General features: G+C 74.9%; 22 protein-coding genes. 13 read left to right on the top strand and 9 right to left on the bottom strand.

The genetic code is table 11. The features are described 5' to 3' along the window. Positions 1-72: 72 nt before the first annotated feature. The 3 genes from ACU616_RS08005 to ACU616_RS07995 all read left to right on the top strand — a co-directional run bounded on the left by ACU616_RS08005 (position 73) and on the right by ACU616_RS07995 (position 6,611). Positions 73-3,930, top strand: a complete 3,858-nt coding sequence (locus tag ACU616_RS08005; RefSeq protein WP_446757945.1) for a replicative DNA helicase — start codon at positions 73-75, stop codon at positions 3,928-3,930. Between the two features lie 255 nt (positions 3,931-4,185). Then, positions 4,186-4,563 carry a cupin domain-containing protein gene (locus ACU616_RS08000; RefSeq protein ID WP_446757944.1) on the top strand — a complete coding sequence of 126 codons (378 nt, stop codon included), beginning with the start codon at positions 4,186-4,188 and terminating at the stop codon, positions 4,561-4,563. A gap of 158 nt (positions 4,564-4,721) precedes the next feature. Further along, the gene (locus tag ACU616_RS07995) at positions 4,722-6,611 is read left to right on the top strand and encodes a hypothetical protein (protein ID WP_446757943.1); all 1,890 of its coding nucleotides are present in this window, start codon (positions 4,722-4,724) and stop codon (positions 6,609-6,611) included. A 146-nt stretch (positions 6,612-6,757) separates the two neighbouring features. Here the strand turns inward: ACU616_RS07995 and ACU616_RS07990 are convergent, their stop codons facing one another. Together ACU616_RS07990 and ACU616_RS07985 are read right to left on the bottom strand one after the other, a co-directional pair. Next, on the bottom strand, positions 6,758-7,987 hold the full coding sequence (locus ACU616_RS07990) for a fatty acid desaturase family protein (protein ID WP_446757942.1): 1,230 nt from the start codon (positions 7,985-7,987) through the stop codon (positions 6,758-6,760). 51 nt (positions 7,988-8,038) lie between these two features. After that, complete coding sequence (locus ACU616_RS07985; RefSeq protein ID WP_446757941.1) at positions 8,039-9,139, bottom strand: ferredoxin reductase; 1,101 nt, start codon at positions 9,137-9,139, stop codon at positions 8,039-8,041. A 103-nt stretch (positions 9,140-9,242) separates the two neighbouring features. Here ACU616_RS07985 and ACU616_RS07980 point away from each other — a divergent pair, with 103 nt between their 5' ends. Both ACU616_RS07980 and ACU616_RS07975 read left to right on the top strand, forming a co-directional pair. Further along, positions 9,243-10,421, top strand: a complete 1,179-nt coding sequence (locus tag ACU616_RS07980) for a PucR family transcriptional regulator (protein ID WP_446757940.1) — start codon at positions 9,243-9,245, stop codon at positions 10,419-10,421. Positions 10,422-10,543: 122 nt separating this feature from the next. After that, the gene (locus ACU616_RS07975; protein WP_446757939.1) at positions 10,544-10,879 is read left to right on the top strand and encodes a hypothetical protein; all 336 of its coding nucleotides are present in this window, start codon (positions 10,544-10,546) and stop codon (positions 10,877-10,879) included. Between the two features lie 12 nt (positions 10,880-10,891). Here the strand turns inward: ACU616_RS07975 and ACU616_RS07970 are convergent, their stop codons facing one another. Further along, positions 10,892-11,482, bottom strand: a complete 591-nt coding sequence (locus tag ACU616_RS07970) for a class I SAM-dependent methyltransferase (protein ID WP_446757938.1) — start codon at positions 11,480-11,482, stop codon at positions 10,892-10,894. Beyond that, the gene (locus tag ACU616_RS07965; RefSeq protein WP_446757937.1) at positions 11,479-12,825 is read right to left on the bottom strand and encodes a DNA polymerase IV; all 1,347 of its coding nucleotides are present in this window, start codon (positions 12,823-12,825) and stop codon (positions 11,479-11,481) included. Before ACU616_RS07965 ends, ACU616_RS07970 begins: the two co-directional genes overlap by 4 nt. 66 nt (positions 12,826-12,891) lie before the next feature. Between ACU616_RS07965 and ACU616_RS07960 the strand changes: the two genes are divergently transcribed. Both ACU616_RS07960 and ACU616_RS07955 read left to right on the top strand, forming a co-directional pair. Then, the gene (locus ACU616_RS07960; RefSeq protein WP_446757936.1) at positions 12,892-13,263 is read left to right on the top strand and encodes a VOC family protein; all 372 of its coding nucleotides are present in this window, start codon (positions 12,892-12,894) and stop codon (positions 13,261-13,263) included. 282 nt (positions 13,264-13,545) lie between these two features. Continuing rightward, positions 13,546-13,824: an alpha/beta fold hydrolase gene (locus tag ACU616_RS07955; protein ID WP_446757935.1), complete on the top strand. Its 279-nt coding sequence runs from the start codon at positions 13,546-13,548 to the stop codon at positions 13,822-13,824. Positions 13,825-13,873: 49 nt separating this feature from the next. Here ACU616_RS07955 and ACU616_RS07950 read toward each other — a convergent pair whose 3' ends face one another. Beyond that, on the bottom strand, positions 13,874-15,592 hold the full coding sequence (locus ACU616_RS07950) for a helicase (protein WP_446757934.1): 1,719 nt from the start codon (positions 15,590-15,592) through the stop codon (positions 13,874-13,876). 69 nt (positions 15,593-15,661) lie between these two features. Here ACU616_RS07950 and ACU616_RS07945 point away from each other — a divergent pair, with 69 nt between their 5' ends. Continuing rightward, the gene (locus tag ACU616_RS07945; protein WP_446757933.1) at positions 15,662-16,519 is read left to right on the top strand and encodes an alpha/beta fold hydrolase; all 858 of its coding nucleotides are present in this window, start codon (positions 15,662-15,664) and stop codon (positions 16,517-16,519) included. A 15-nt stretch (positions 16,520-16,534) separates the two neighbouring features. On the opposite strand, the gene ACU616_RS07940 is transcribed toward ACU616_RS07945, so the two are convergent. From ACU616_RS07940 to ACU616_RS07925, 4 genes are all read right to left on the bottom strand, one after another. Continuing rightward, positions 16,535-16,960, bottom strand: a complete 426-nt coding sequence (locus ACU616_RS07940) for a TA system VapC family ribonuclease toxin (RefSeq protein WP_446757932.1) — start codon at positions 16,958-16,960, stop codon at positions 16,535-16,537. After that, complete coding sequence (locus ACU616_RS07935; protein ID WP_446757931.1) at positions 16,960-17,184, bottom strand: ribbon-helix-helix domain-containing protein; 225 nt, start codon at positions 17,182-17,184, stop codon at positions 16,960-16,962. The genes ACU616_RS07940 and ACU616_RS07935 overlap by 1 nt, the downstream gene beginning before the upstream one ends. A 78-nt stretch (positions 17,185-17,262) precedes the next feature. Continuing rightward, positions 17,263-20,520: a DEAD/DEAH box helicase gene (locus tag ACU616_RS07930; RefSeq protein WP_446757930.1), complete on the bottom strand. Its 3,258-nt coding sequence runs from the start codon at positions 20,518-20,520 to the stop codon at positions 17,263-17,265. Positions 20,521-20,623: 103 nt separating this feature from the next. After that, positions 20,624-21,421, bottom strand: a complete 798-nt coding sequence (locus ACU616_RS07925; RefSeq protein ID WP_446757929.1) for a DUF222 domain-containing protein — start codon at positions 21,419-21,421, stop codon at positions 20,624-20,626. An 8-nt stretch (positions 21,422-21,429) separates the two neighbouring features. On the opposite strand from ACU616_RS07925, the gene ACU616_RS07920 reads away from it, so the two are divergent. The 5 genes from ACU616_RS07920 to ACU616_RS07900 all read left to right on the top strand — a co-directional run bounded on the left by ACU616_RS07920 (position 21,430) and on the right by ACU616_RS07900 (position 24,389). Further along, complete coding sequence (locus tag ACU616_RS07920; RefSeq protein ID WP_446757928.1) at positions 21,430-21,675, top strand: hypothetical protein; 246 nt, start codon at positions 21,430-21,432, stop codon at positions 21,673-21,675. Between the two features lie 637 nt (positions 21,676-22,312). Beyond that, entirely contained in the window at positions 22,313-22,708 is a 396-nt protein-coding gene (locus ACU616_RS07915) for a DUF4190 domain-containing protein (protein ID WP_446757927.1), read from the top strand. Positions 22,709-22,807: 99 nt separating this feature from the next. After that, the gene (locus tag ACU616_RS07910) at positions 22,808-23,659 is read left to right on the top strand and encodes a helix-turn-helix domain-containing protein (protein ID WP_446757926.1); all 852 of its coding nucleotides are present in this window, start codon (positions 22,808-22,810) and stop codon (positions 23,657-23,659) included. Further along, on the top strand, positions 23,656-24,066 hold the full coding sequence (locus ACU616_RS07905; protein ID WP_446757925.1) for a VOC family protein: 411 nt from the start codon (positions 23,656-23,658) through the stop codon (positions 24,064-24,066). The genes ACU616_RS07910 and ACU616_RS07905 overlap by 4 nt, the downstream gene beginning before the upstream one ends. Beyond that, entirely contained in the window at positions 24,063-24,389 is a 327-nt protein-coding gene (locus ACU616_RS07900) for a hypothetical protein (RefSeq protein WP_446757924.1), read from the top strand. The genes ACU616_RS07905 and ACU616_RS07900 overlap by 4 nt, the downstream gene beginning before the upstream one ends. Positions 24,390-24,395 lie beyond the last annotated feature (6 nt).

The following is a 24,395-nucleotide window of genomic DNA, read 5'->3' as shown; positions in this document are numbered from 1 at the left end:
TTCCCCCACCAGACCCCGGTCAGCGGCCGGGGTCTGTCTGTGGGTGCGCCGGTGGAGAGAAGGAGGGCTTCCGTGGCGGTGGCCGACGATTTCAGCCGACCGTCCGCGACGGCGCCGGCGTACGACCGGCAGCCGCCGCAGGACGTCGCGGCGGAGCAGTCGGTGCTCGGCGGCATGCTGCTGAGCAAGGACGCGATCGCCGACGTCGTCGAGGTGCTGGCGGGCCCGGACTTCTACCGGCCGGCGCACCAGGTGATCTTCGACTGCATCCTCGACCTCTACGGCCGCGGGGAGCCGGCCGACGCGATCACCGTCGCCGCGGAGCTCAACCGCACCGACCAGCTGTCGAAGATGGGCGGCGCGGTCTACCTGCACACGCTCATCGCCTCCACGCCGACGGCGGCCAACGCCGGCTACTACGCCGCCATCGTCGCCGAGCAGGCGGTGCTGCGGCGGCTGGTGGAGGCCGGCACCCGCGTGGTGCAGCTCGGCTATGGCGCGGCCGGCGGGCGGGGCGACGTCGACGACATCGTCGACCGCGCGCAGCAGGAGATCTACGACGTCACCGAGAAGCGCATGAGCGAGGACTACTCGCGCCTCGAGGACGTCCTGCAGCCGACGATGGACGAGCTCGACGCCATCGCCTCCCGCGGCGGCACCGCCCGCGGTGTCCCCACCGGGATCCGCGATCTCGATGAACTGACGAACGGTCTGCAGGCCGGCCAGATGGTCGTCATCGCCGCCCGTCCCGGTGTCGGCAAGGCACTGGCCCTCGACACCCCGATCGCCACACCCACGGGCTGGACGACGATGGGTGAGGTCCGCGTGGGCGACCGGGTGCTGGGCGCGGACGGGCGTCCCACGACGGTCGTCGCCGCCACCGACGTCATGAGCGACCGGCCCTGCTACGAGGTGCACTTCTCCGACGGTTCGGTGATCGTGGCCGACGCCCAGCACCAGTGGGTCACCACTGACCGCGCCGCCCGCCGGCTCGGCGAGCGCGGCGAGGCCCACGTCCGGACGACGGAGGAGTTGGCCCGCACGGTCCGCTGCGCGACCGCGGACCGGCGGCTCAACCACGCCGTGGTCAACGCCGCCCCGCTCGACCTGCCCGAGGCCGATCTGCCCGTACCGCCCTACGCGCTCGGGGTGTGGCTGGGCGACGGCACCTCGGCTGCGGCGCAGTACACGAGCAACGACCCCGAGATCGCCGCCTACATCGAGGCCGAGGGTCTGGTCGTCGTCCCCACCGGGGTCGACCGGCGGTACTCGATGCGCCTGCCCGCCCGTCCGTCGCCCGCCGAGCGGCCCTGCCCGATGTGTGGCCGGCTGTTCGTGCCGAGGACCGCGCAGGTGCAGACGTGCGGCGAGACCTGCGGTGGTGCCCTGCGGGCCGGCGGTGGTGTGGATCGGCAGGCCACCTGCCCCGACTGTGGGGGCCCGTCCAGCGGGATGGCGCAGTGCCAGACCTGCCGTGACGACCACGGCACCGTGAAGGGCCTGCTGCGCGGCCTGGGCGTGCTGGACCACAAGCACATCCCGGCCGCCTACCTGCGGGCCTCGGTGGCCCAGCGGCGGGCGCTGCTCGCCGGCCTGCTCGACACCGACGGCACGGTCACCGGGGGTGGGGCGGTGCAGGTCGCCGTCACCGACCGGCGACTGGCCGAGGACGCCCGGGAACTGATCGCGGGTCTGGGTCACCGGGTGCGGATGAGCACCAAGCGGGTGCGGGGCCGTACCGAGGCCTCGTCCACCTGCTACACGCTGACCTTCAGCACCGACGACGAGGTGTTCGCTCTCGAGCGCAAGAAGCTCCTGCACAAGGAGCGCTGTGCCCGCACCTCCACCGCCCGCGGCGTCCGTCTCGTCACGGACGTGCGGCCGGTGGTGAGCGTGCCCGTCCGCTGCATCCAGGTCGACGCCGCGGACGCGCTCTTCCTGGCCGGCCGCAGCTTCATCCCGACGCACAACTCGACGCTCGGGCTGGACATCGCGCGTTCCGCGACGGTCAAGCACCACCTGCCGGCCGTCATCTTCTCGCTCGAGATGAGCAAGCACGAGATCACCATGCGACTGCTGTCGGCCGAGGCGAAGGTGCCGCTGCACCACATGCGCGCCGGCACGCTGTCCGACGAGGACTGGTCCAAGCTCGCCCGCCGGATGGGTGAGGTGGCCGATGCGCCCCTCTACATCGACGACTCGCCCAACATGACGATGATGGAGATCCGGGCCAAGGCGCGACGGCTCAAGCAGCGCAACGACCTCAAGCTCGTCGTCATCGACTACCTCCAGCTCATGACGTCGGGAAAGCGCGTCGAGAGCCGCCAGCAGGAGGTCTCGGAGTTCTCCCGTGCGCTGAAGCTGCTGGCGAAAGAACTAGAAGTGCCGGTCATCGCGATGTCGCAGCTGAACCGTGGTTCGGAACAACGGCAGGACAAGAAGCCGATGCTCTCGGACCTCCGCGAGTCCGGTTGCCTCCCGGCGGAGACGCGCATCCTTCGGGCCGACACGGGCGCCGAGACGACGATGGGCGAGCTGTTCGCCAGCGGGGCCACCGACGTCCCCGTGTGGGCGTTGGACGACAACCTGCGCTACGTCCGCCGGCACCTCACGCACGTGTTCTCCACCGGTCGCAAGCCGGTGCTGCAGCTGACGACGTCCTCGGGCAAGACCGTGCGGGCGACCGCCAACCACCCCTTCCTGACCTACGACGGCTTCCGGTCTCTCGGCGAGCTCGCCCCCGGCGACCGCATCGCCGTGCCGCGGCACGTGCCGGCGCCCGACCGGATGACGGTGTGGGAGGACGCGGAGGTCACGCTGCTCGCCCACCTCATCGGCGACGGCAGCTTCGTCCGGCGCCAGCCGCTCCGCTACGCCTCGGTCGACGAGGACAACCTGCGCGCGGTCACCGCGGCGGCGCTGCACTTCGGTGTCGTGGCCGTCCGGGACGAGCACGCCGCGGCCCGCTGCACGTCACTGCGGTTGCGCTCGCCGTTCCCGCTGACCCACGGGCGTCGCAACCCGATCGCCGCGTGGCTCGACGGGCTCGGCCTCTTCGGCCTGCGCAGTCACGAGAAGTTCGTGCCGGAGCCGGTGTTCTCCCTGCCGAAGAAGCAGATCGCCTTGTTCCTGCGGCACCTGTGGGCCACCGACGGATCCGTCACGGTGAACAGGAGCGGCCGGGGCGGGCGCGTCTACTACGCCTCGACCAGCCGCCGGCTCGTCGACGACGTCTCCCGTCTGCTCCTGCGGTTCGGCATCTCCTGCCGCGTCCGCCGGGTGCAGAAGGCCGGATACCGGGACGGCTGGACGCTCGACATCAGCGGCTGCGACGACCAGCGGCGCTTCCTGGGTGAGATCGGTGTGCACGGAGCCCGCGGCGTGGCCGCCGAGCGCCTGCTGGGCATCGTCCGGGAGCTGTCCGGCAACCCCGACGTGGACACGGTCCCGGTGCAGGTCTGGGACCGCGTGCGGGCGGTCCTGGAGGAGAAGGGCATGAGCCACCGTGCCTTCGCCGCTGCCATGGACTCGGCGTTCTGCGGCAGTGCCCTGTGGAAGCACGCGCCCAGCCGAGAGCGGCTCGGCCGGGTCGCGGCTGTCCTCGACGACGCCGACCTGGAGATCCAGGCGGTCAACGACCTGCTCTGGGACGAGGTCGTCTCCATCGAGCAGGGTGTCGAGGAGGAGGTCTACGACGCCACGGTGCTCGGCGGCCACAACTTCGTGGCCGAGGGGATCGTCGTCCACAACAGCATCGAGCAGGACGCCGACATGGTCATGATGATCCACCGCGAGGACATGTACGAGAAGGAGAGCCCGCGGGCCGGCGAGGCCGACATCATGCTGGTCAAGCACCGCAACGGCCCGACGGCGAACGTCACGGTCGCCTTCCAGGGCCACTACAGCCGCTTCGTCGACATGGCCAACTGACACTGGCCGACTGACACTGGCCGACCGACGTGGCCGACTGACGCAGGGCCGGCACCGGCCGGACGAGAGGAGGGGCCCGGGACCGCACGGTCCCGGGCCCCTGGTGTCCCGCCGCTCAGGACACCGGCACCCGGTCTCGTTCGGGCCGCGGCCCGGGCCAGGGGGATCGGCGGACGGCGGGTCCTCGGGCCCTGGGGGCGGCCGCTGCGGGTCACTACGGTCATCCGGCACGTCCAGGACGCCGGGGAGGCCCTGATGCGGCAGTGCAGGATCATCCGCGGAGGCAACGGCCCGGGCTACCGCGGCAAGCAGGACCTCGACTACTCCACCGGCGTCTCGGCCGAGAGCTGCGGCTCGGAGGCCCTGTGCCTGCACCTCCTGGTGCTGCCGCCCGGTGCCGAGGCCCGGGCCCACCTGCACGAGGACCACGAGTCGGCGATCTTCGTGCTCGAGGGGTCGACCTCGTTCCGGCACGGCCCGCACCTCGAGCACGTCGACACCGTGCACGCCGGCGACTTCGTCTACATCCCCGCCGGGGTGCCGCACCAGCCGTTCAACCCGACGGACCGGCCGGCCCGGGCCCTGGTGGCCCGGACCGACCCGAACGAGCAGGAGAGCGTCGTCCTGCTCTGAGCGCCGGTGTTCCACGTGGATCCGCGCTCCGCCGTACCCCGGCGGTGCACCCACCTGCGGGGACGGCCCAGGTTTGTGGTGCGGCTCACCGTCGGCTACGAAGGGGCGTCCCTCCCCTCAGCTTGGAGACGCCTGTGCCGCAACGACGCTGGCACCGGATGACCTCGTCGGTCGTCGGTGCGCTGGCCCTTGCCGCCTTCTCGGTCACCGCCTCGCCCGCGCTGGCGGACCCGCAGCAGCCCGAGCCGCTCTCGGTCTTCCCGTCGGACTCCCTCACCGTCGCCGACCCCGGCCAGGTCACCGGCCGCCGCGTCGCCCTGCCGCTCGAGGGCTGCGGTCAGCCCCTCTCCTGCGGCCTGACGCAGCAGCTGAACCAGCTCGACGGCTTCGACCTCGACCCCCGCATCGCCATCCGGTTCAGCGGGCCGGTGGACGACCCGGCGCAGGTGGCCGCGCGGATCACCGTGCAGGCGGAGGACGCCGAGTGGCGGACCGGCGTCGACCGCGTCGTCTGGGACCCGGAGACCGACACCCTCTACGCCCACCCGGCCGAGCAGCTCGCTCCCGCCACCACCTACCGGCTGCGCGTGCGGGGTGGTCCGGCCGACCGGTCGATCCAGGACACGTTCACCACGCTGAGCGCCACCGACGGCCTGCTCGACCTGCGCCAGCAGATCGACAGCGGCCAGGCCTTCAAGGCCACGGATATCACCCCGGGCCTGCAGGTCGAGGGCGTCTTCCCGGCGCGCGGCACGAGCGTCTCGCTCGTGCAGGACACCTCCACCACCGGCGCCGACACGACGGCGACCGTGCCCGTGCCGCAGGCGGCGACGGGCGGGACGCTGGTGTTCGGGTCCTTCGAGGCGCCGTCCTGGCTGCGTCCCGACGTCACCATCGAGCAGACGCCGACCCGCGACGTCGGCCCGGCGCCGGTCGAGGCGGTCCGGCTGCCGTTCGTCGCCGTCCTGCCCGAGGGCACCGCCCCGGCCGGCGGGTGGCCGACGGCAGTGTTCGGTCACGGCTTCACCCGCACCGCGGCCGACGTGTTCCTCGCCGCCATCGTCAACGCGCAGAGCGGGATCGCGACCATCGCCACCGACGTCGTGGGTCACGGGTTCGGCCCGGACAGCGCCTGGCAGGTCACCCCGCTCGGTGGCGCGACGACGACGATCCCGGCGTACGGCCGCGGCGTCGACCAGAACGGCGACGGGACGGTCGACAGCACCGAGGGCTCCTCGGCGACCGGTGCCGCGGCCGCCCAGTCCTCGCGGGACGCGCTGCGCCAGACCGCCGCGGACGTCATGACCCTGGTGCGCTCCGTGGGGGGCGCCGACGTCGACGGCGACGGGACGGCGGACCTCTCCGGCCAGGACGTCACCTACTTCGGCCAGAGCTTCGGTGGCATCTACGGGACGATGGTCACCGGCGCCGACCCGACGATCGCCCGCTCGGTGCTCGACGTGGCCGGCGGACCGATCACCGAGATCACCCGGCTCGGCGGGTTCCGGCCGCTGCTCACCGAGGCGCTGCGGGCCGCGGGCCTGCTCAACAGCGACGACCCGACGCGGAACTTGTTCCAGGAGCAGATGCCGCTGCGGGGCGAGGGCCCGGTGACGGTGACCGTGCCGGGTGCGGTGGCCATCCAGGACTACCTGGCCCGGACGACCTGGCTGTCGCGTCCGGGCAGCCCGGAGACCTTCTCGCCGCTGATCGCGCCGGAGCGGGCGGTGTTCCAGGTGGCCTTCGGTGACCAGACGGTGCCCAACCCGACGTCGTACACGGTCATCGACGCTGGGGACCTGTGGTCACGGACCAGCCTGTACCGCAACGACAGGACGCCGCAGGCGGCGACCAACCCGCACGGCTTCCTGCTCAACCCGGTGCAGTTCCCGCTGGGGGCGCTCCCCGGGCAGGCGCAGGTGGCGGCCTTCCTCGGCCGCGGGGAGGTGGTCGACCCCGACCAGGGCGGCGCCGTGTGGGAGGTGCCGATCAGCGACCCGGACCTGCTGCTGGCGCTGAACTTCGACCAGCCGGCACTGCGGCCCTGACCGGCCGCTGAACGCCGAGGGGCCCGGGACGACGGTCGTCGTCCCGGGCCCTTCCGCAGACCGGCCCCGGTGCAGGGGCCCGCAGCGAGCTGGGGGCACCTCCCGCTTGCGGGGGAGCGAGCGGTGGGGGGCAGCGGGGTCCTTGCTCAGGCGGTCGCGGCCGCCCGGCTCAGGCGCACCCCGGCGGTCAGCTTCCGCTGCAGCGTGCGGCGGACCTTGGGGCTGCCGGTGGTCATCTTGTAGAGCACCGCCAGCTGCTGGAGCAGGTTGCGGCGGTTGGTGAGCTCCAGCCAGCCGTTGGGCAGCGACAGCCGGATGATCTTGTGCCAGGCCGAGCCGACCTGGCGCGGCAGCGGCGCGGTGTGGTAGTTCAGGCCGTAGCGGTCGAACAGGTCGCGGATCTTCGGCGCGATCTCGGCGTACCGGTTGCTCGGCAGGTCCGGGAACAGGTGGTGCTCGATCTGGTGCGACAGGTTCCCGGTCAGGGTGTGCATCGCCTTCGAGCCGGAGATGTTGGCCGAGCCGAGCATCTGGCGCAGGTACCACTCACCGCGGGTCTCGCCCTCGATCGACTTCTTCTCGAAGGTCTCGACGCCCTCGGGGAAGTGTCCGCACAGGATCACCGAGTTCGACCACAGGTTGCGCACGATGTTCGCGGTGAAGTTCGCCGCCAGGGTGGCGAAGAAGTTCGGGCCCGACAGGAGGGGGTGGATGAGGTAGTCCTTGCGGACCTGCTTGCCGATCTTGACCAGCACCTGCTTGGCCCGCCGGCGGAACTCCGGGTCACCGGTCTGCTTCTTGGCGATGACCGCGCCGAGCTCGAGGTCGTAGGCGGCGATCCCGTACTCGAAGAAGCAGGCGTTGATGAAGCTCCACAGCGGCTGGCCGAGGTACATCGGCAGCCACGGCTGGTCCTCGTCGACCCGCATGATGCCGTAGCCGAGGTCGTTGTCCTTGCCGATCACGTTCGTGTACGTGTGGTGCAGCTCGTTGTGCGAGTGCTTCCACTGCTCGGCCGGGCTGGCCATGTCCCAGTCCCACGTCGTGGAGTGGATCTTCGGGTCGCGCATCCAGTCCCACTGGCCGTGCAGGATGTTGTGCCCGATCTCCATGTTCTCGAGGATCTTGGCGATGGACAGGCCGATCGTCCCGGCGATCCAGGCCGGCGGGAAACCGGACGCGAGCAGGACGGCGCGGCTGCCCAGCTCGATCTTGCGGTGCACGTCGATGACCCTGCGGATGTAGCGCGCGTCGGACTCGCCGCGGCTGTCCATCACGCCCTGGCGGATCTCGTCGAGCTCCTTGCCGATGAGCTCGATGTCCTCGGGGGTGAGGTGCTCGATGGGGTTGACGGCCTTCTTCTGCAGCACGGTCATGCGGGTCTCCTGGCGGTCTAGGGGGTCAGTGGTCGGGGAGCCGGACCGGGCTCAGTGGTCCACGGCGCAGGGGCCGGCGGCGGCGCTGATGCAGGTCTGCACGAGGACGCCGTCGCCGGGGGCGGCGGTGGTCACCTCGCCGGTGCGCAGGTCGCGGACGGCGCCCTCGCGCAGCGGGAGGACGCAGCCGTAGCAGATGCCCATGCGGCAGCCGCTGGGCATGAGCACGCCGGCCTCCTCGGCGGCGTCGAGGATCGGGGTGGCGCCGTCGGCCTTGAGCGACGTCCCGTTCCTCGTGAAGGTGACCGTGCCGCCCTCGCCGGTGACGAGCACGGTCGGGCGGAACCGCTCGGTGTAGAGCCGGTCGGCGATGCCGGCGGCGGCCCAGTGCTCCTCGAGCGCCTCGAGCATGCCGACCGGGCCGCAGGCCCAGGTGTCGCGCTCGGCGAGGTCGGGGACGAGGGCGGCGATCGCCGCGGCGTCGAGCATCCCGGCGGTGTCGGTGTGCTGCTCGACCAGTCGGATCCGGCCGTCGGCGGCCAGCCGGCGCAGGTCCGCGCCGAAGACGACGTCGTCGGCCGTGGGCGCGGAGTGCACCAGGACGACGTCGGTGAGCTCGGGGTGGTTGCGCAGGATGCCCATGACCGGGGTGATGCCGGAGCCGGCGGTGACGAACAGGGCCTTGGCCGGGCGCTGCTCGGGCAGGCAGAACTCCCCGGTGGCCTGGTCGAGCTGCACGAGGGTGCCGGGCCGGGCGCGGCGCACCAGGTGGTTGCTGACCTTGCCGTCGGGGATGGCCTTGACGGTGACGGTGAAGCAGCCGTCGGCGCGGCCGAGGTCGGAGGTGATCGAGTAGGCACGCCACATGCGCACGCCGTCGACGTCGATCCCGATGCGCACGTACTGCCCGGGCCGGTGCGGCTGCCAGTCGGCGCCGGGCCGGATGACGATCGTGGCGGCGTCCCGCGTCTCGGGCAGCACGGCCTCGATGCGGCCGCGCAGGTCCGTGCCGGCCCGCAGCGGGCTCAGCATGTCCAGGTAGTCGGCGGGCAGCACCGGTGTGGTGACGAGCTCGGCCAGGCGCAACGCGCGGTCGCGCAGCGACCTGAGGGCCGGCCGGGCCGAGGAGGGGCGCGGAACGGTCGCGGTCATACCTCGATGGTTCTCAGCCTGGAGCGCAATCACCTGTGCCCTGGACGTGAACGTCGCGGCGGATACTGTTCCCGGCGAACAAGACCGGGTCGGGGGAGGTGGCATGACGCCGGAGGAGACCTTCGCGGGCGACGTCGCGGCGGCGATGCGTGCCGAGCTGCCGTCGGTCGCCGCGCGGACGGTGGCCGCGATCGTCGTCGAGGTGCCCAGCTACACCGAGGCCTTCAGCGGCCCGATGGGCGGCAAGATCGAGAACGCCGTCCAGCTGGCGCTCGGTGCCTTCCTCGAGCTCGCGACGGCCGACGGCGACGCCGACGCCAGCCGCCCGATCGGCCCGGCGATCGAGGGGGCCTACGCGCTGGGCCGCGGGGAGGCGCGGACCGGGCGGTCGATGGACGCGCTGCTGGCCGCCTACCGGGTGGGGGCGCGGGTGGCGTGGCGGCACATGAGCGAGACGGCCGTGGCGGCCGGCATGCCCGCCGCGTCGCTGGCCCGCTTCGCCGAGCTGGTGTTCGCCTACATCGACCAGCTCTCGGCCGCCAGCGCCTCCGGGCACGCCGACCAGCTGGCCGTCAGCGGCCGGATGCGGCGCCGCCACCTGGAGCGGCTGACCGAGCTGCTGGTCACCGGTGCACCTCCGTACGAGCTGCACACCGCCGCGGAGCGGGCGGACTGGACGGTGCCGCGGAGCCTCACCGCGGTGCTGCTGCCCGAGACCAGGGTCCGCGACGCCCTGGCGGTGCTGGACGCGCGCACGCTGCAGGCCGGCGAGGACCTGCCCGGTGCGGAGCCGTCCAGCGAGCGGGCCGTCCTGCTGGTGCCCGACGCCGAGGGGTTCGCACGGGCGGCGCTGCTGCGGTCGCTGTCGGGGCGGGAGGCCGTCGTCGGGCCGGCGCGGCCGTGGCAGGACGCGCGGTCGTCGTACTCGCGGGCGCTGCGGGCGCTGCAGCTGGGGCTGGTCCCGGAGGGCCGGGCCCCCGTCGACACGGAGCTGCGGCTGGCCGACCTGGTCCTGCGTGCCGACGGCGAGGCGCTGGCCGACCTGCGCGCCCAGGTGCTCGCCCCGCTGGACGACCTCGGCCCCGGGCCGCGCGAGAAGCTGCTGGAGACGCTGCGCTCCTGGCTGCTGCACCACGGCCGCCGCGAGCAGGTGGCCGGCGAGCTGTACGTGCACCCGCAGACGGTGCGCTACCGGATGGGCCAGCTGCGCGAGTTGTTCGGCGCCCGCCTCGACGACCCCCAGACCGTCCTGGAGCTGACCCTGGCCCTCGGCGTCCGCTGACCCCGGCGCCGTGCGGCACGCAGCCGACTCGCACGCGGCTCACAGGGACCTCCCAGCCGGGCACCCCAGGCTCGGCCCCACGGCGGCACCGCTCGGGAGCCGCCGGGTCGAGGAGGTCCGCCATGATCCGCAGCACCGAGCGCGCCACGCCCGAGCGGCTCACCCCGGGGCGTCCGGCCACGCGTCGTCCCCCTGCCGCGCGGACCGCCCCGGAGCGCGTCGGCCGGCACGCGTGGGTCCGCACCCCCCGCCGTCCGGTGCCGGGGCCGACCGCCGACGCCGCCGTCGCGGTGGGCGCGACCGCCGTGGCCGCGCTCCCCGGCGCGGTGATCGAGCGGCTGGAGGTCGACGGCTCCGGCCTGTTCGAGGCGCACCTGCTCTCGGCCGACGGCCAGGTGGTCGTCGTCCAGATCGACGCCGACCTCACCGTCGTCGGCTGGCTGGCCGAGGTCGGCTGAACCGCGCCGGCCTCAGGCCGGGCGCAGGACCGCGACCAGGAAGTCCGACGCCGCGGTGAACGGGTGCAGGTGCCAGCTCGACAGCAGCAGGTCCGGCTCGAGCCCGGCGGCGCGGGCGTCGGCGAGGAAGTCGTCGAAGGCGTAGTCGCGGCCGGCGCCGAACCCGACCACGGCCCGCCCGCTCGGCGCCAGGTGGGCCCGGAACCGGCGCAGCACCTCCCGGCGGGTCGAGGGCGCCAGGAACGCGACGACGTTGCCGGCGCACACGATCGCGTCGAACCGGTCGGGCAGGTCCAGCTCGGCCAGGTCGCCGACCAGCCAGCGCGGGCCCGGGTGGTCCTGCTCGGCCGCCGCGATCAGCACCGGGTCGACGTCGACCCCGACGACGTCGTGCCCCGCCCGGGCCAGGTGGCCGCCCACCCGGCCCGGACCGCAGCCGGCGTCGAGCACCCGCGCCGCCCTCGGCAGCATCGCGTCGACCAGCCGCGCCTCGCCGACGATGTCCGTCCCGCCGGCGGCCAGCCGGCGGAAGCGCTCGACGTAGGCCGCCGAGTGGCCGGGGTCGGCCTCCGTCATCCGCACCCAGGCACTCGGTTCGGTCACCGGCCCATCGTCGCCGCTCGCCACTCCGGCGGGTCGCCCGGGTGCAGGGCGGGGTCGTCGGCGGCCAGCGTGCGCACCGGCCCGGGCGGGGTCAGCGGCCCCTCGAACCGCACGGTCACCCGGCCCAGCCCGCGGCCCCACACCCAGCCGGGCCCCAGCTCGTCGTGGACGACGTCCTGCCCGGGCCACCACCGCCGGTCGGCCGGCGGCTCGGGCTCGGCGGGCTCGTCCGGGACGTCGGCCGCCGCGGCCTCGGCGGGGGTGTCCTCCACCGCGAACAGGTCGCCCTGCGCGTACTGCGAGAGCCCGGAGACGCCGACGCCGAGCAGCCGCAGGCCCCCGCCGGTGCCGGCCTCGACGAGCAGCCGGCGGGCGACGGCGGCCACCTGCCGGGCGTCGTCGGTGGGCTGGGGCAGCGTCTGCGAGCGGGTGATGGTCGTGAAGTCGTAGCGGCGCAGCTTGAGCGTCACCGTCCGCCCCGACAGCGCCGAGGCGCGCAGCCGGCCGCCCACCCGGCCGGCCATCGCGTCGATCAGCCGGCCCAGCTCGGCGACGTCGGTGAGGTCGCGCTCGAAGGTCGACTCCTGCGACACCGACTTGGCCTCCCGCTCGGCGACCACCGGGCGGTCGTCCTCGGCCCGCGCGAGCTGGTGCAGCGCGGTGCCGTGCGCCCGCCCGGCCAGCGACACCAGGTCGGTCAGCGACTTGCGGGCCAGGTCGGCCACCGTCCGCACGCCCACCGTGCGCAGCCGCTCGGCGGTGGCCGGGCCGACGCCGCCCAGCCGGGTCACCGGCAGCGGGTGCAGCACGTCGAGCTCGGAGCCGGGCGGGACGACGACGAGGCCGTCGGGCTTGTCCAGGTCGGAGGCGATCTTGGCCATGAGCTTGGAGCTGCCGATGCCCACCGACCCGGTCACCCCGCCGGTGGCCGCGGCGATGCCGGCCTTGAGCCGCCGGGCGAGCGCGGTGACGCCGTCGACGGACAGGTCGTGGCCGGGGCCGGCGGCCAGGTCGACGTAGGCCTCGTCGATCGACACCGGCTCCACCAGCGGCGAGAGCTCGCGCAGCAGCCCCATGACGACGTCCGAGGTCCGCCGGTAGGCGCCGAAGCGGCCGCCGAGGAACGCCGTCCCGGGCGGGCAGCGGCGCCGGGCCTCCGCCGTCGACATGGCCGAGCGGGCGCCGTAGGCGCGCGCCTCGTAGGACGCCGTGGCGACGACGCCGCGGCCACCGGTGCCGCCGACGACGACCGGCCGGCCGCGCAGCGAGGGCTTGTCGCGCTGCTCGACGGCGGCGAAGAACGCGTCGAGGTCCAGGTGCAGCACGCTCGCCTCCCGCCGCACGCCCCCATCGTCCTACGGCGTCGCGGGAGCCTGGACGAGGACGCGGCCGGAGGGCGACCATCCGGCATGCGCGTCACACGGGTCATCGCCGACCTCCGGGTGGCCGACCTCCGGGCGGCGAAGGGTTTCTGGGCCGACTACCTCGGCCTGAGCAGCGAGGAGTTCGACCTGGGCTGGGTGGCCCGCCACCGCTCCCCCGACACCGGGGCGGAGGTCCAGCTGCTGACCCGCGACGCCTCGGCACCCGAGGACCCCGTCGTGTCCGTGCTCGTCGACGACGTCGACGCCGGGTACGCGGAGGCGCTCGACCGCGGCTACGAGATCGTGCACCCGCTGACCACGGAGCCGTGGGGCGTGCGCCGGTTCTTCGTCCGGGCACCCGACGGCACCGTCGTCAACGTCGTCCACCACCCCGACGGCGACAGCGGGCCGGCGTGAGATCGGACCCCGTCGTCCCGGTGACCGGTGGCTCGCTCGTCGGTGCCGCGGAGAACGGGGCCCATGACGCGGGCGCGCCCCTGGTCCTCCTCCTGCACGGCGGGCCCGGTGCCTCCGTGGACTCCCTGGCGGGACTGGAGCGCGAGCTCCTCCCCCGCGCGCGCGTGGCGACCTTCCAGCAGCGCGGCCTGGCCCCGTCCACGACGGAGGGTCCCTTCGACCTGAGCACCGCCGTCGACGACGTCCGGGCGGTCCTCGACGGGCTGGGGGGAGCCGGGGGTCGTGCTGGCCGGCCACTCCGTGTACGAGCAGCTGCTGGCGGCCGCACTCGGCGAGCTGCCGCGGCTCGAGGCCGCGCTGGCCGACGTCGCCGTGCCGGTCCTCCTCGTCCGCGGGACCGGCAGCCCGGTCCCCGGGACGATCGCGAGGAGCGCTGCCCGGCGACTGCCCGACGCCGTCGTGGAGGAGGTGGCGGACGCCGGCCACTTCCCCTGGCTGGAGCGGCCCGGTTCGGCCGGGCAGGCGCTGGACCGCCTCCTGGCGCGCCTGCCCGGTCGCTGACCGTCCTGCGGCACCGCCTCAGGTGCCGGGCCCGCCGCCGGCCTCGGGCTCAGGCGTCGGTGAGCGCGGCGGGCGGCAGCCAGTCGGCGTCGAGGAGCTCGGCGATCTCCTGCAGCGAGGAGGTGTCCGCGCCCGCCGTCGACCCGCTGACCGCCAGCCGCTCGACCATCACCCGGGCCACCTGCTCCTCGACGGTGCCCTCGGCGAAGGCCACCCGCCACGGCGAGACCTGCCCGTCGCGGTGGGTGCGGCCGGTGACCTGGCGGGCCTGGATGCCGGAGAACCGCGGCTGGTGGAACAGCCCCACCCGCGGGGTGGTCGAGGCCGTGGCGCCGCCGGGCAGCAGCTCGCCGGCGTGCAGGCTGATCGAGGCGGTCACGGTGAACACGCACACCGGTGCCGCACCGGTCTGGAAGCGCAGCCGCTCGGCCTCGACGTCGAAGCGGTCCCGGCCGTAGATCGACGCGACGGCGATGCCGGAGTCCAGTAGCGCCTCGCGGATCGGGTCGGCCGCGGTCTCCACGAACTCCACCGACACCGCCACCTGCCGCTCGGCCTCCACCTGGGCGCGCACCCAGTCGACGGTGGCCTGAAGGCGGAGAAGTGCGGCCTTCTGCCGGAACCGCAGCAGGGCGGCCCGGCCCCGTTCCGTCTGTCGCCGTCTGCGCGCCAGCTGCATCTCCGCGCGGAACTCCTGCCACCCCGACTCGTAGGCGGTCAGCTCGGCGGGCGTCAGCGCCACGGGGGTCCCGGTCACCGACACCGGGCCCCACGGCGCCGCGCGGTGCAGCGTCGCGGGCGGGTCGCCGTCGGCCAGCCAGCCCTGCAGCCGGGCCAGGTCGGCGCGGCGCTCGCCGGCGTCCTCGGTCCAGGTCCAGCCGTAGCGGCCGCGTTCCACGTGGAACCCGTGCTCGGCGAGCCTCGCCGGCAGGTCGGCCCAGGCGCGCAGCGGCTCACCGTGCCGCTGGGCGAACTGCGGGGCGAGGTAGGGCAGCTCCAACGGCGTGTGCGCCGGGGTGGCGGTGGCGGCGACGACGAAGGGGACGTCCTTCGTGCGGGCGCTGCCGGAGACGGCCTTCCAGTGCTTCCAGCGCTGCGTGGTCGTGTGCCGGACCATGTGCGCCTCGTCGGCGACGACGACGTCGAAGGGCAGTTCCGCGACCTTCGCCAGCCGGTCCCACGTGGTGACGCACCAGCGCAGGCCGCCGTCGCCGAAGCCGGCGATCGAGCGGGTCCAGTGCGGGATGGTGATGGCCGCCGGCCGGTCGGCGACGACGAGCACCCGCTCGCCGCCGCGCAGCTCGCAGATCTCCCGCGCGGCCATCACCGCGGTGCCGGTCTTGCCGACGCCGGGGTCGTCGCCCAGCAGGAACACCCGGTGCCCGGCCGCGGCGGAGGCGACGACGGCCTCCGCGCCGGTGCACTGCTCCTCGCGCGGCACCATCGGCCGGCCCTCGGGCAGCGGGCGCGGCGTCTCGTTGAGCTCGTCCTCGAGGAACCGCTCGAACGTGTACGGCGGCGGGTCGTAGGGCGCCAGCGCCGGCGGCAGTTGCGCGCCGACCCACACGTGCGCCTGCAGGCCGGCGTGCCAGACCGCGCCGGGGGCCGGGGCCCGGAAGGGGACCGCGAGCACCCACACCCGCTCCCCCGGGCCGGCGGTGGGCAGGTCGGGCACCGCCGGCCGGCGGGCCGTCGTCCGCCGCTTCGTCGTGCGCGCTGTCGTCCGGCGCCTGGTGGTGCTGCTGGCGGCGCGGCGCCGTCCGGGCATCGTGGGACCTCCCCCGTCGTCCCGGGCACGGTAGGTCGCCGGGGCGCGCGGATCTGGTGGAATCGCCGGGTGACTGCCGAGGCGCCCTCCGACGAGCGGCTGGCGGCGCGGATCGTCGGCGAGTCCGGGCCCCGGGTGGTGTTCGTGCACGGCCTGTTCGGCCAGGGCAAGAACTGGACGACGGCGGCCAAGGGCCTCGCCGACGGGCACCGCGTGACGCTGCTCGACCTGCCCAACCACGGGCACTCGCCGTGGACCGAGCGGGTCGACTACCTCGACATGGCGCGGATGGTGGCCGCGGAGCTGGAGTCCTTCGGCGAGCCGGTGACGCTGGTCGGGCACTCCATGGGCGGCAAGGTGGCGATGCAGCTGGCGCTGCGGCGGCCGGAGCTGCTGCGCGCGCTCGTCGTGGTCGACATCGCGCCGGTCGAGTACCCGCTCACCGGCGGCCGCACCGACGACGCCGACGAGGAGGCCTCACCGTTCGGCGCCTACATCGCCGCCATGCGCGCCGTCGACCTCGGGGCGCTGCAGACGCGGGAGGACGCCGACCGGGCGCTGCGCGAGGCGGTGCCCAGCCGCATGGTGCGGTCGTTCCTGCTGCAGAGCCTGGTCCGGGAGGGACTCGGTTCAGGCGGCGGCTGGCGCTGGCGGCTGAACCTGGAGCTGCTCGAGCGCGACCTCGGCGAGCTGCGCGGCTTCCCCGCCCCGCCGCCGGGCGCCGCCTTCGACGGCCCGGTGCTCTGGATCGCCGGTGCGAACAGCCACTACGTGCTGCCCGAGGACCGCGCCCGGATGGACGAGCTGTTCCCCTCGGTCCGGCTCGTGAAGGTGAAGAACGCCGGCCACTGGGTGCACTCCGAGCAGCCGGAGGTCTTCCTCGAGACGCTGCGCCGCTTCCTGGACGTCGTGGAGGGGGAGCGGTAGGCCCCGGGTCGGGGATCAGGACAGCGGGTTGACCCACCGGACTCCGGGAAAGCGTGCGAAGTCGGTGTCCGCCGTGACCACCGCGAGCCCGTGCTCGAGGGCGAGGGCGGCGAGTTGCGCGTCCGGCACGAGGTTCCCCGTGGCGCCCGTGAGGCGGAGCAGGTCGCCGAGGACGGCGGCGGTGCGTTCGGTGGCGGGTGGCACCCAGACGACGTCGACGTCGAGCCACTCGGCGACGTAGGACCAGGCATCCTCGGCGGAGAGCGGCCGGCGTGTCACACGGGGATGGGTCGCGATGCGCACGAAGGCCCCGATCGTCTGCCACGGCAGGCCCACGCGGCCGGTGCCGTTGAGCGTTGTCTCCCACCAGGCGCGCGCCGTCTCGTGCCGGGGTGCGGTGCTGCTGACGGCGTAGAGGAGCAGGTTGGCGTCGACCAGCATCAGGGCGCGTCGTCGAGCAGGTCGAGGACCTCTCCGACGTTGCGGACGTCGATGGTGAACTCGAGGTCGGCGGTGCGCTGCCGGAAGGGTCGGACGTCGCGGCGCTGCACCAGTCCCGCGCGGACGAGGCGGTTGACGGCCGCGCTGACCCCCAGGCCCTCTGCCCGGCGCAGACGCTCGACCGCGGCAGCGACGTCGTCGTCCAGGGTCACCGTGGTGCGCACCCGCGCGAGTCTACGTCGTGATGCTCGTGCGACCGCATCATGATGCAGACGTCGGGGGCGAGCAGGGGTGGGATCCGATCAGTCGAACAGGCCGCGGATGTCGTCGGCGGTGAGCGGCCCGGTCAGCGCGCCGTCGTCGTCCACCACCCGGCTGAACAGGTCGCGCTTGCGCTCCTGCAGGGCCACGACCTTCTCCTCGATGGTGTCCGCCGCCACCAGCCGGTAGACCATCACGGTCCGGTCCTGGCCGATGCGGTGCGCGCGGTCGATCGCCTGGGCCTCCACCGCCGGGTTCCACCAGGGGTCGAGGACGTAGACGTAGTCGGCCTCGGTCAGGTTGAGTCCGGAGCCGCCCGCCTTGAGGCTGATCAGGAACACCGGCGCGCGGCCGCTGCGGAACTCCTCGATGGGCTGCTCGCGGTTCCGGGTGCGGCCGTCGAGGTAGGCGTGGGGCAGGCCGTGGGCGTCGAGGCGGTCGCGGACGGTGCGCAGGAACCGGGTGAACTGGCTGAACACCAGCACGCGGTGTCCCTCGGCCACCACCTCCTGCAGGTGCTCGAGGAAGGCGTCGGCCTTGCTCGACGGGATGCCGGCGGAGGCGTCGTCGACCAGCGCGGGGTCCAGTGCCAGCTGCCGCAGCAGGGTCAGCGACCGGAAGATGGTGAACCGGTTCTTCTGCAGGTCGTCGACGAGCCCGAGCACCCTGCGCCGCTCCCGCTGCAGGTGGGTGTCGTAGACCCGGCGGTGCCGGGGGTTGAGCACGACCTCCAGCAGCTGCTCCTGCTTGGGTGGGAGCTCGGCGGCGACCTGCTCCTTGGTGCGCCGGAGGACCAGCGGGCGGATCCGGCGGCGCAGCGTCGTCAGGGCGGCCGCGTCGCCGCTGCGCTCGATCGGCGTCCGGTACCGCTCGGTGAAGCGCTGCGGGTCGGGGAACAGGCCCGGTGCGACGATCGACAGCATCGACCACAGGTCCATCAGGCTGTTCTCCAGCGGCGTGCCGGTGATGGCCAGCTTGAACCGGGCGGGCAGCCGCCGAGCGGCGGCGTAGGTCCGGGCCGTGTGGTTCTTGACGAACTGGGCCTCGTCGAGGACCAGCCCGCTCCACGGCAGCGCGCCGTAGGCCTCCTCGTCCAGGCGCAGCAGCGTGTAGGTGGTGACCACCAGGTCGGCGTCGGCGACCGCCTCGGCCAGCGGCACCCCGAGCTTGCGGCCGGTCGACCCGACCACCCGGACGGTCAGGCCGGGAGCGAACCGCGCGGCCTCCCGGGCCCAGTTGGACACCACGCTCGTCGGCGCGACCACGAGCACGGGCGCGGTCAGCTCGCCGGCCTCCCGCGCCCGGCACAGCAGGGCGAGCGTCTGCAGCGTCTTGCCCAGCCCCATGTCGTCGGCGAGCACGCCGCCGAGCCCGGCGTCCCAGAGGCAGGCCAGCCACCGGTAGCCCTCGAGCTGGTAGGGGCGCAGCTGCGCGTCCAGGCCCGCCGGGACGGGCGGCGGTGCGGCCGTGGCCAGGCCCAGCAGCCCCTCAACGTCGCGGGCCCACCGTTCGCTCTGCTCGGCCACCACCCCCAGCTCGACGAGCTCCTCCCACAGGCCGGCCTGGTAGCGGCTGATCCGCAGTCCGGGGCGGTCGGCGTCCTGCAGGGCGCGCGCCTCGTCGAGCAGGCGGCGCAGCCGGTCGAACTCCGGGCGGCGGACGTCGAACCAGGTGCCGCTGGGCAGCACCAGGTGGCTCTCGCCGGACGCGAGCGCGGCGAAGAGCAGGGCGAAGGGGACGTCCTCGCCGTCGACGGTGACCGTCACGCCGAGGTCGAACCAGTCGGTGTCCGGCCCGTCGGTGGCCGAGACGTGCACGACCGGCGCCGCCCCGGTGTGCCGGTAGTCCGGCGGGTCGCCGGTCACCTCGACGACGACCCCGGCCTCGCGCAGCGCGGGCAGCACCTCGGTGGTGAGGACCGCGGTGTCCGTGCCCCGCAGCTGCGCGGTCGGTGCCAGCCGGCGCTGCGGCGGTGCGGACCGGCACAGCCCGGGCACCCGGTCGACGGCGTCGGGCAGCTGCTGGACCAGCCGGTCCTCCGCCGCCGCGTCCCGCACGGGGTCGCCGGCCGCGCCGTCCTCCCCCACCCACGGCAGCCGGCGCTCCTCGTCCCCGACGCGGTGGAGCACCCACCAGGTCAGCGCGGCGCGGTGGGCGTCGGCGTGGTCCACCCGCAGGCACAGCCGGGGCGGGAGCACCTCGGGCAGGCCCACCGAGCCGTCGGAGGAGGCCACGGCCAGCGCACGGCGCACGGCCGGGTAGAAGTCGGTGAGGAACCGGTCGACGTCGCGGCGGGGCACCGTCACGGGGGTGTCGCGGAACAGTGGTGCCGCCCGGGGATCGACCCGGTCCAGCGGGACGAGCAGCACGCCACCGTCGGGGACGAGCCCGGCGGGGAGCCCGGGGTCGCCGGCCGTGAGGACGGCGCCGTGCGGAGGGTCGCCCAGCAGCCCGACCTCGGTGGCCGGGAGCAGCAGGTCGTCCTCGCCAGGGACCACGAGGACCGGGCGGATCCGCAGGGCGGTGTCGTCCCGGCTCAGGTCGACCGCGACCCGCGCCGGCTCGCCGGCCAGCCGCACCGGGGCGCAGCTCGTCGTCAGCATCGGCACCCCGGCGTCGGCGACCCGCCGTAGGGCCGGCCACAGCTCCGGCCCGAAGTCCTCGAGCAGCACGGGCACCTCGCCGGACCAGTAGCCGGAGGAACCGGCGCCGCCGTCGCCGATCTGGTGGGCGCGGTGCAGCATCGTCAGGGCTGCGGCGTGCTCGGGATCGCGGTGGCCGAGCGAGCCGTGGTCGAGGCTCCGCCAGGACACCCCGCTGCGGACCCAGCGGCCCCGGGCGCCCGGGACGACGGGACGCAGCCGGACGACGAGCGTGCGGCCGGTCCCCGACACCTCGAACTGCAGGCCCAGGGGCGTGCCCCGCTGCTCCGCCGACGGTGCGGAGGAGACCAGCGGGGCCAGCACCCGTTCCCAGTCGGGGGCCGCCGGAGCGGCCGTCCGCGGAGGACCGGGCAGCGCCTCCCGCACGGCCAGGAGGAGGGCGGCCACGTGCTTGCAGTCGTAGCCGACCGGGCAGCTGCACTCACCCCACCAGCGCGTCGCGTCCCCGTCCCACGCGGCGACGGTCTGGTAGACGCCGCCCCTCCCGGCCACCCGGCCGCCGACCTCGTCCCGGTGGCGGACCACCAGGGACACGCGGCCGGCCTGGGCGTAGGGGACTCCGCGCCGGAACGGGGCGTCGCCGACCGAGCGCCGGATGACGGCGTCGGTCAGCCTGGGTCGCAGCTCCTCGAACACGGCACCGACGCTAGGCGTCCAGGACGACGCCGGACCCCGTTCCGAGGAGTCCGACGCCGGCCTGTGGACGACGGGTCGCCCTGTGGACGACCCGCCGCTGACGTCAGGGACCGGCGCGGCTGAGGACCTCGGTGCCGTCCGGTCGCCAGGTGTGCCAGGTGCTCGTCCCGGCGTCCCGGCTGACCGAGAAGCCGCCCTCGTGACAGGCCGTGTGGTGCCGCTCGCAGAGCAGCGCGCCGTTGTCGCAGCTCGTCGGCCCGCCGTGCGCCCAGTGCACGACGTGGTGGACGTCACACCACTCCGGCAGGGCGTCGCAGCCGGCGAAGACGCACTGCCCGTCGCGGATCTCGACGGCCCGGCGAATGGCCGCGGTGGCGGTGCGCTGCGCCCGGCCGACATCGAGCGGCAGCCCGTCCGGCCCGGTGACGACGCGCACGACGCCGGCGTCGCAGGCCAGCCGCCGTGCCGTCTCCGGGCAGATCGGTCCCGCCCACCCCAGCGAACCGCCGGAGACACCGGCGGCGCCACGGGCGGCGCACAGGGCCTGCCAATCGATGGTGACCCGCACGTGCGGCCGCTCGCCGCGGACGTCGGGCAGCGAGCCGCCGTCCAGGGCGCCGCGGGCCAGCGCCACGAGAGCGTCGCCCTGGCGCTCCGCGTGGCCGCGGGTGTCGCCGGCCGGGCGGTCGCCGTTCATCAGCGCCGCCAGCGCGGCGTGCAGGTACTCGCCGCCGACGGCGTCGAGGTCGCCGCGCAGGTGCACGCGGCCGTCGAGACCGCTGGCCATGGTGAACCGGCGGCGGACGTCGGCCGCCTCGTCGAGCGTGCCGTCGGGATCGATACCGGCCACCCAGCGGGCCACGCCCTGCGCGGTCTCCTGCGGCGCCGTCCGCCGGGCCAAGTCGGAGGATGCGGTCGGTCTCGGCCAGCTCGATGCCCGCCTCGGCGGCCTCGGCGACCCGCCCAGGCGTCATGGCCCGGGTGATCACGCGGGCGTGCGTCGCGGTGATCTCCCCGGTGGTGAAGGCGGCGGCCGTGGCCGGCAGCTGCTCGATCCTCCGGCCGGTCGAGACGATCGCCGTCGCCTCCGCCGGTGCCAGCCGACAGCTGCCGCGCAGCCATGCCGTCATCGAGACCGCGCCGTCGCGCCGGTAGGCCTCCCGGCGGTCGGCCGCTCGCACGGCCGACGTCAGGACGGCGGCCACCCGGTTGGCGACGGTGCTCAGCTCGCCGACGAGGTCGAGCACCGCGTCGTCGGACAGCTCGGTGAGGTCGAGCGCGGCGAGGTCGTCGAGGGCCGAACGCAGCTCGGACACGCCCTCGCCTCCTCCCCTGCAACGACCTGCCGACACCCCGAGACCACGAGTGGGGTACGACAGAACCGCAGCTCAGAGCGGGGATGTCCGCGCTCTCCGGTGGGCCGCGAGCCGGCCGGTCGGGAGCGACCGTCGTCCGTCCGTGCGAGCACCGCTGCGCCGGCACCCGGGGGACACGAGGCGCCGGAGGTCATCGCCCGGGAGATCGTCGACGACCTCACCGCCGCCCTGGCCGAGTACGAGGCGGTTGCCTCGCCCCTGACTCCTCGTCCTCGAGGAGGCGGACGGCTCAGACGCTCCTCCGATCGCGGTGGTCTGACTGTGAGCGCAGCGACGCGCTCCGGGCGACCTGACTCCTCGGGGTGGCAGAGCTGGTCCGGCGGACCAGCGGGCTCGTACCGTCCCCGCGGACCCGGCGCCGCGACGCCGGACCTCCGGCGGGCGCACCGCCGGGCACCGACGACGAGGGGACGGACGTGACGCAGTGGGACCCGCAGGGCCACCCCGGTGGCGGGCAGCAGGGCTGGCCTCCGTACGGGCACCCCGGCGCTCCGGCCGCCGGCGGACCGCCGCAGGGGCCGTACGGACCGCCGCCCGGGTATCCCGGCACCGGCTACCCGGTGCCCCCCGGGTACGGCTACGCGCCCCGGCGCACCAACGGGTTCGCGATCGCGTCGATGGTCCTGGGGATCGTCTGGGTCTACTGGATCGGCAGCGTCCTGGCCCTCGTCTTCGGCTACGTCGCGCGCAGCCAGATCCGCGAGCGCGGGGAGGGTGGCGACGGCATGGCGATCGCCGGCATCGTGCTCGGCTGGATCGGCGTGGGCGTCCTCGGGCTGGCCCTCCTCGCCGGCATCGCGGCGAACTCCTGAGCCGGCAGCCGTCCGGTCCGGCGCACCGTCCGCGGACGGACGGACGGACGGGCGCCGGGCGCCCTTGGAGCCCCGACCCCGGCGCTGCATCCTGGGCCGGTGACCAGCGAGCACGTGCCGCACCGGCCGCACCCGGGGCTGCGCGGGCTGGTCGCGCGGGCCGTCGGCTACCGGCAGGAGGGGATGCCGCCCGGCGTCCACCGGGGCCTGCCCTCCCCCACGCTCACGCTCGTCGTCACCCTCGACGACCCGCTCGACGTCGCCGCCCACCCCGACCCCGCCCAGGCGCCGGGCCGCTACGACGCCCTGCTCGGCGGCCTGCACACCACCCCGGCGCTCCTCCGCCACCCCGGCCGCCAGGCCGGCCTGCAGCTCGACCTCACCCCGCTCGGTGCCCGGCGGCTGCTCGGCGTGCCCGCCGGGGAGCTCGCCGCCCTGGACGTCGACCTCGCCGACGCCCTCGGACCGGTCGGTACCGAGCTGGTCGACCGGGTGCGCGCCGCCGACGGCTGGCCGGCCCGCCTCGCCGCCGCCGAGCAGGTCCTCCGCCGGGTCGCGGGGGACGGCGGGCCCGCGCCGGAGGTCGCCGAGGCATGGCGGCTCACCCTGGCCGGCGGCGGGCGGCTGCGGGTGGCCGAGCTCGCCCGCCGGGTGGGCTGGTCCGAGCGCCACCTCACCGTCCGCTTCCGCGCCGAGACCGGCCTGGGCCCCAAGGAGGCGGCCCGGGTGGTCCGCTTCGACCGCGCCCGCCGGGTGCTGGCCGCGCGCGTCGCGTCCGGGCGCCGCCCCGACCTCGCCGGCCTCGCCGCCGCGGCCGGGTTCGCCGACCAGGCCCACCTGACCCGCGACTGGCGCGCGTTCAGCGGCCTGCCGCCGCTGCGCTGGCTGGCCGCGGAGATCGGGTTCGTCCAAGACGGCACCCCGCCCGGCGCGGCAGGGTCGGCGGCATGACCACGACACCGGACCGCACCCCCGCTCCCACCGTCTGGCCCGCCTTCCGCGCCGCCGACGCCCCCGCCCTCATCCGCTGGCTGGTCGACGTCCTCGGCTTCACCGAGACCCTCGTCGTCCCCGACGGCGACCTGGTCGGCCACGCCGAGCTGGCCTGGCCGCCCGGCGGCGGCGTGATGCTCGGCTCGGTCCGCGAGGACGGCGGCTGGCCGGTCCGGCCCGGCGCCACCGGCGCCTACCTGGTCACCGACGACGTCGGCGGCGTGTGGGCGCGGGTGCAGGCGGCCGGCGCGGAGGTCACCCGGCCGCTGCAGGAGACCGACTACGGCGCCCGCGAGTTCTCCGTGCGCGACCCGGAGGACAACAGCTGGAGCGTCGGCGACTACCGCGGGGCGCCGCGGCCGTGACGCCGGACGACGTCCGCGGCCTGGCCCTCGCCCTCCCGGAGGTCACCGAGGCCGACCACCACGGCCGCCCGTCCTTCCGGCTGGGCAGCAGCGTCCTGGCCACCCTGTGGGACGACGGCGCGCTGCACGTGCTCGTCGGGGAGTCGGAGGCCCGGGCCGCGGAGGGCGGCGCCTGCGCGCTGCTGTGGTGGGGACGACGGCTCTCCGGCGTCCGCGTCGACCTCGCCGCCGCCGACGAGGGCCTGGTCACCGACCTGCTCGAGGAGGCCTGGACCCGGCGCGCGCCGGCCCGGCTGCGGAGGACGGGTCCGCCCTCGGCTTGACACGAG

Source organism: Geodermatophilus sp. URMC 62 (genome assembly GCF_052931475.1).
The sequence above is the reverse complement of the archived record's forward strand: the minus strand, read 5'-3'. Positions and strand labels throughout refer to the sequence as shown.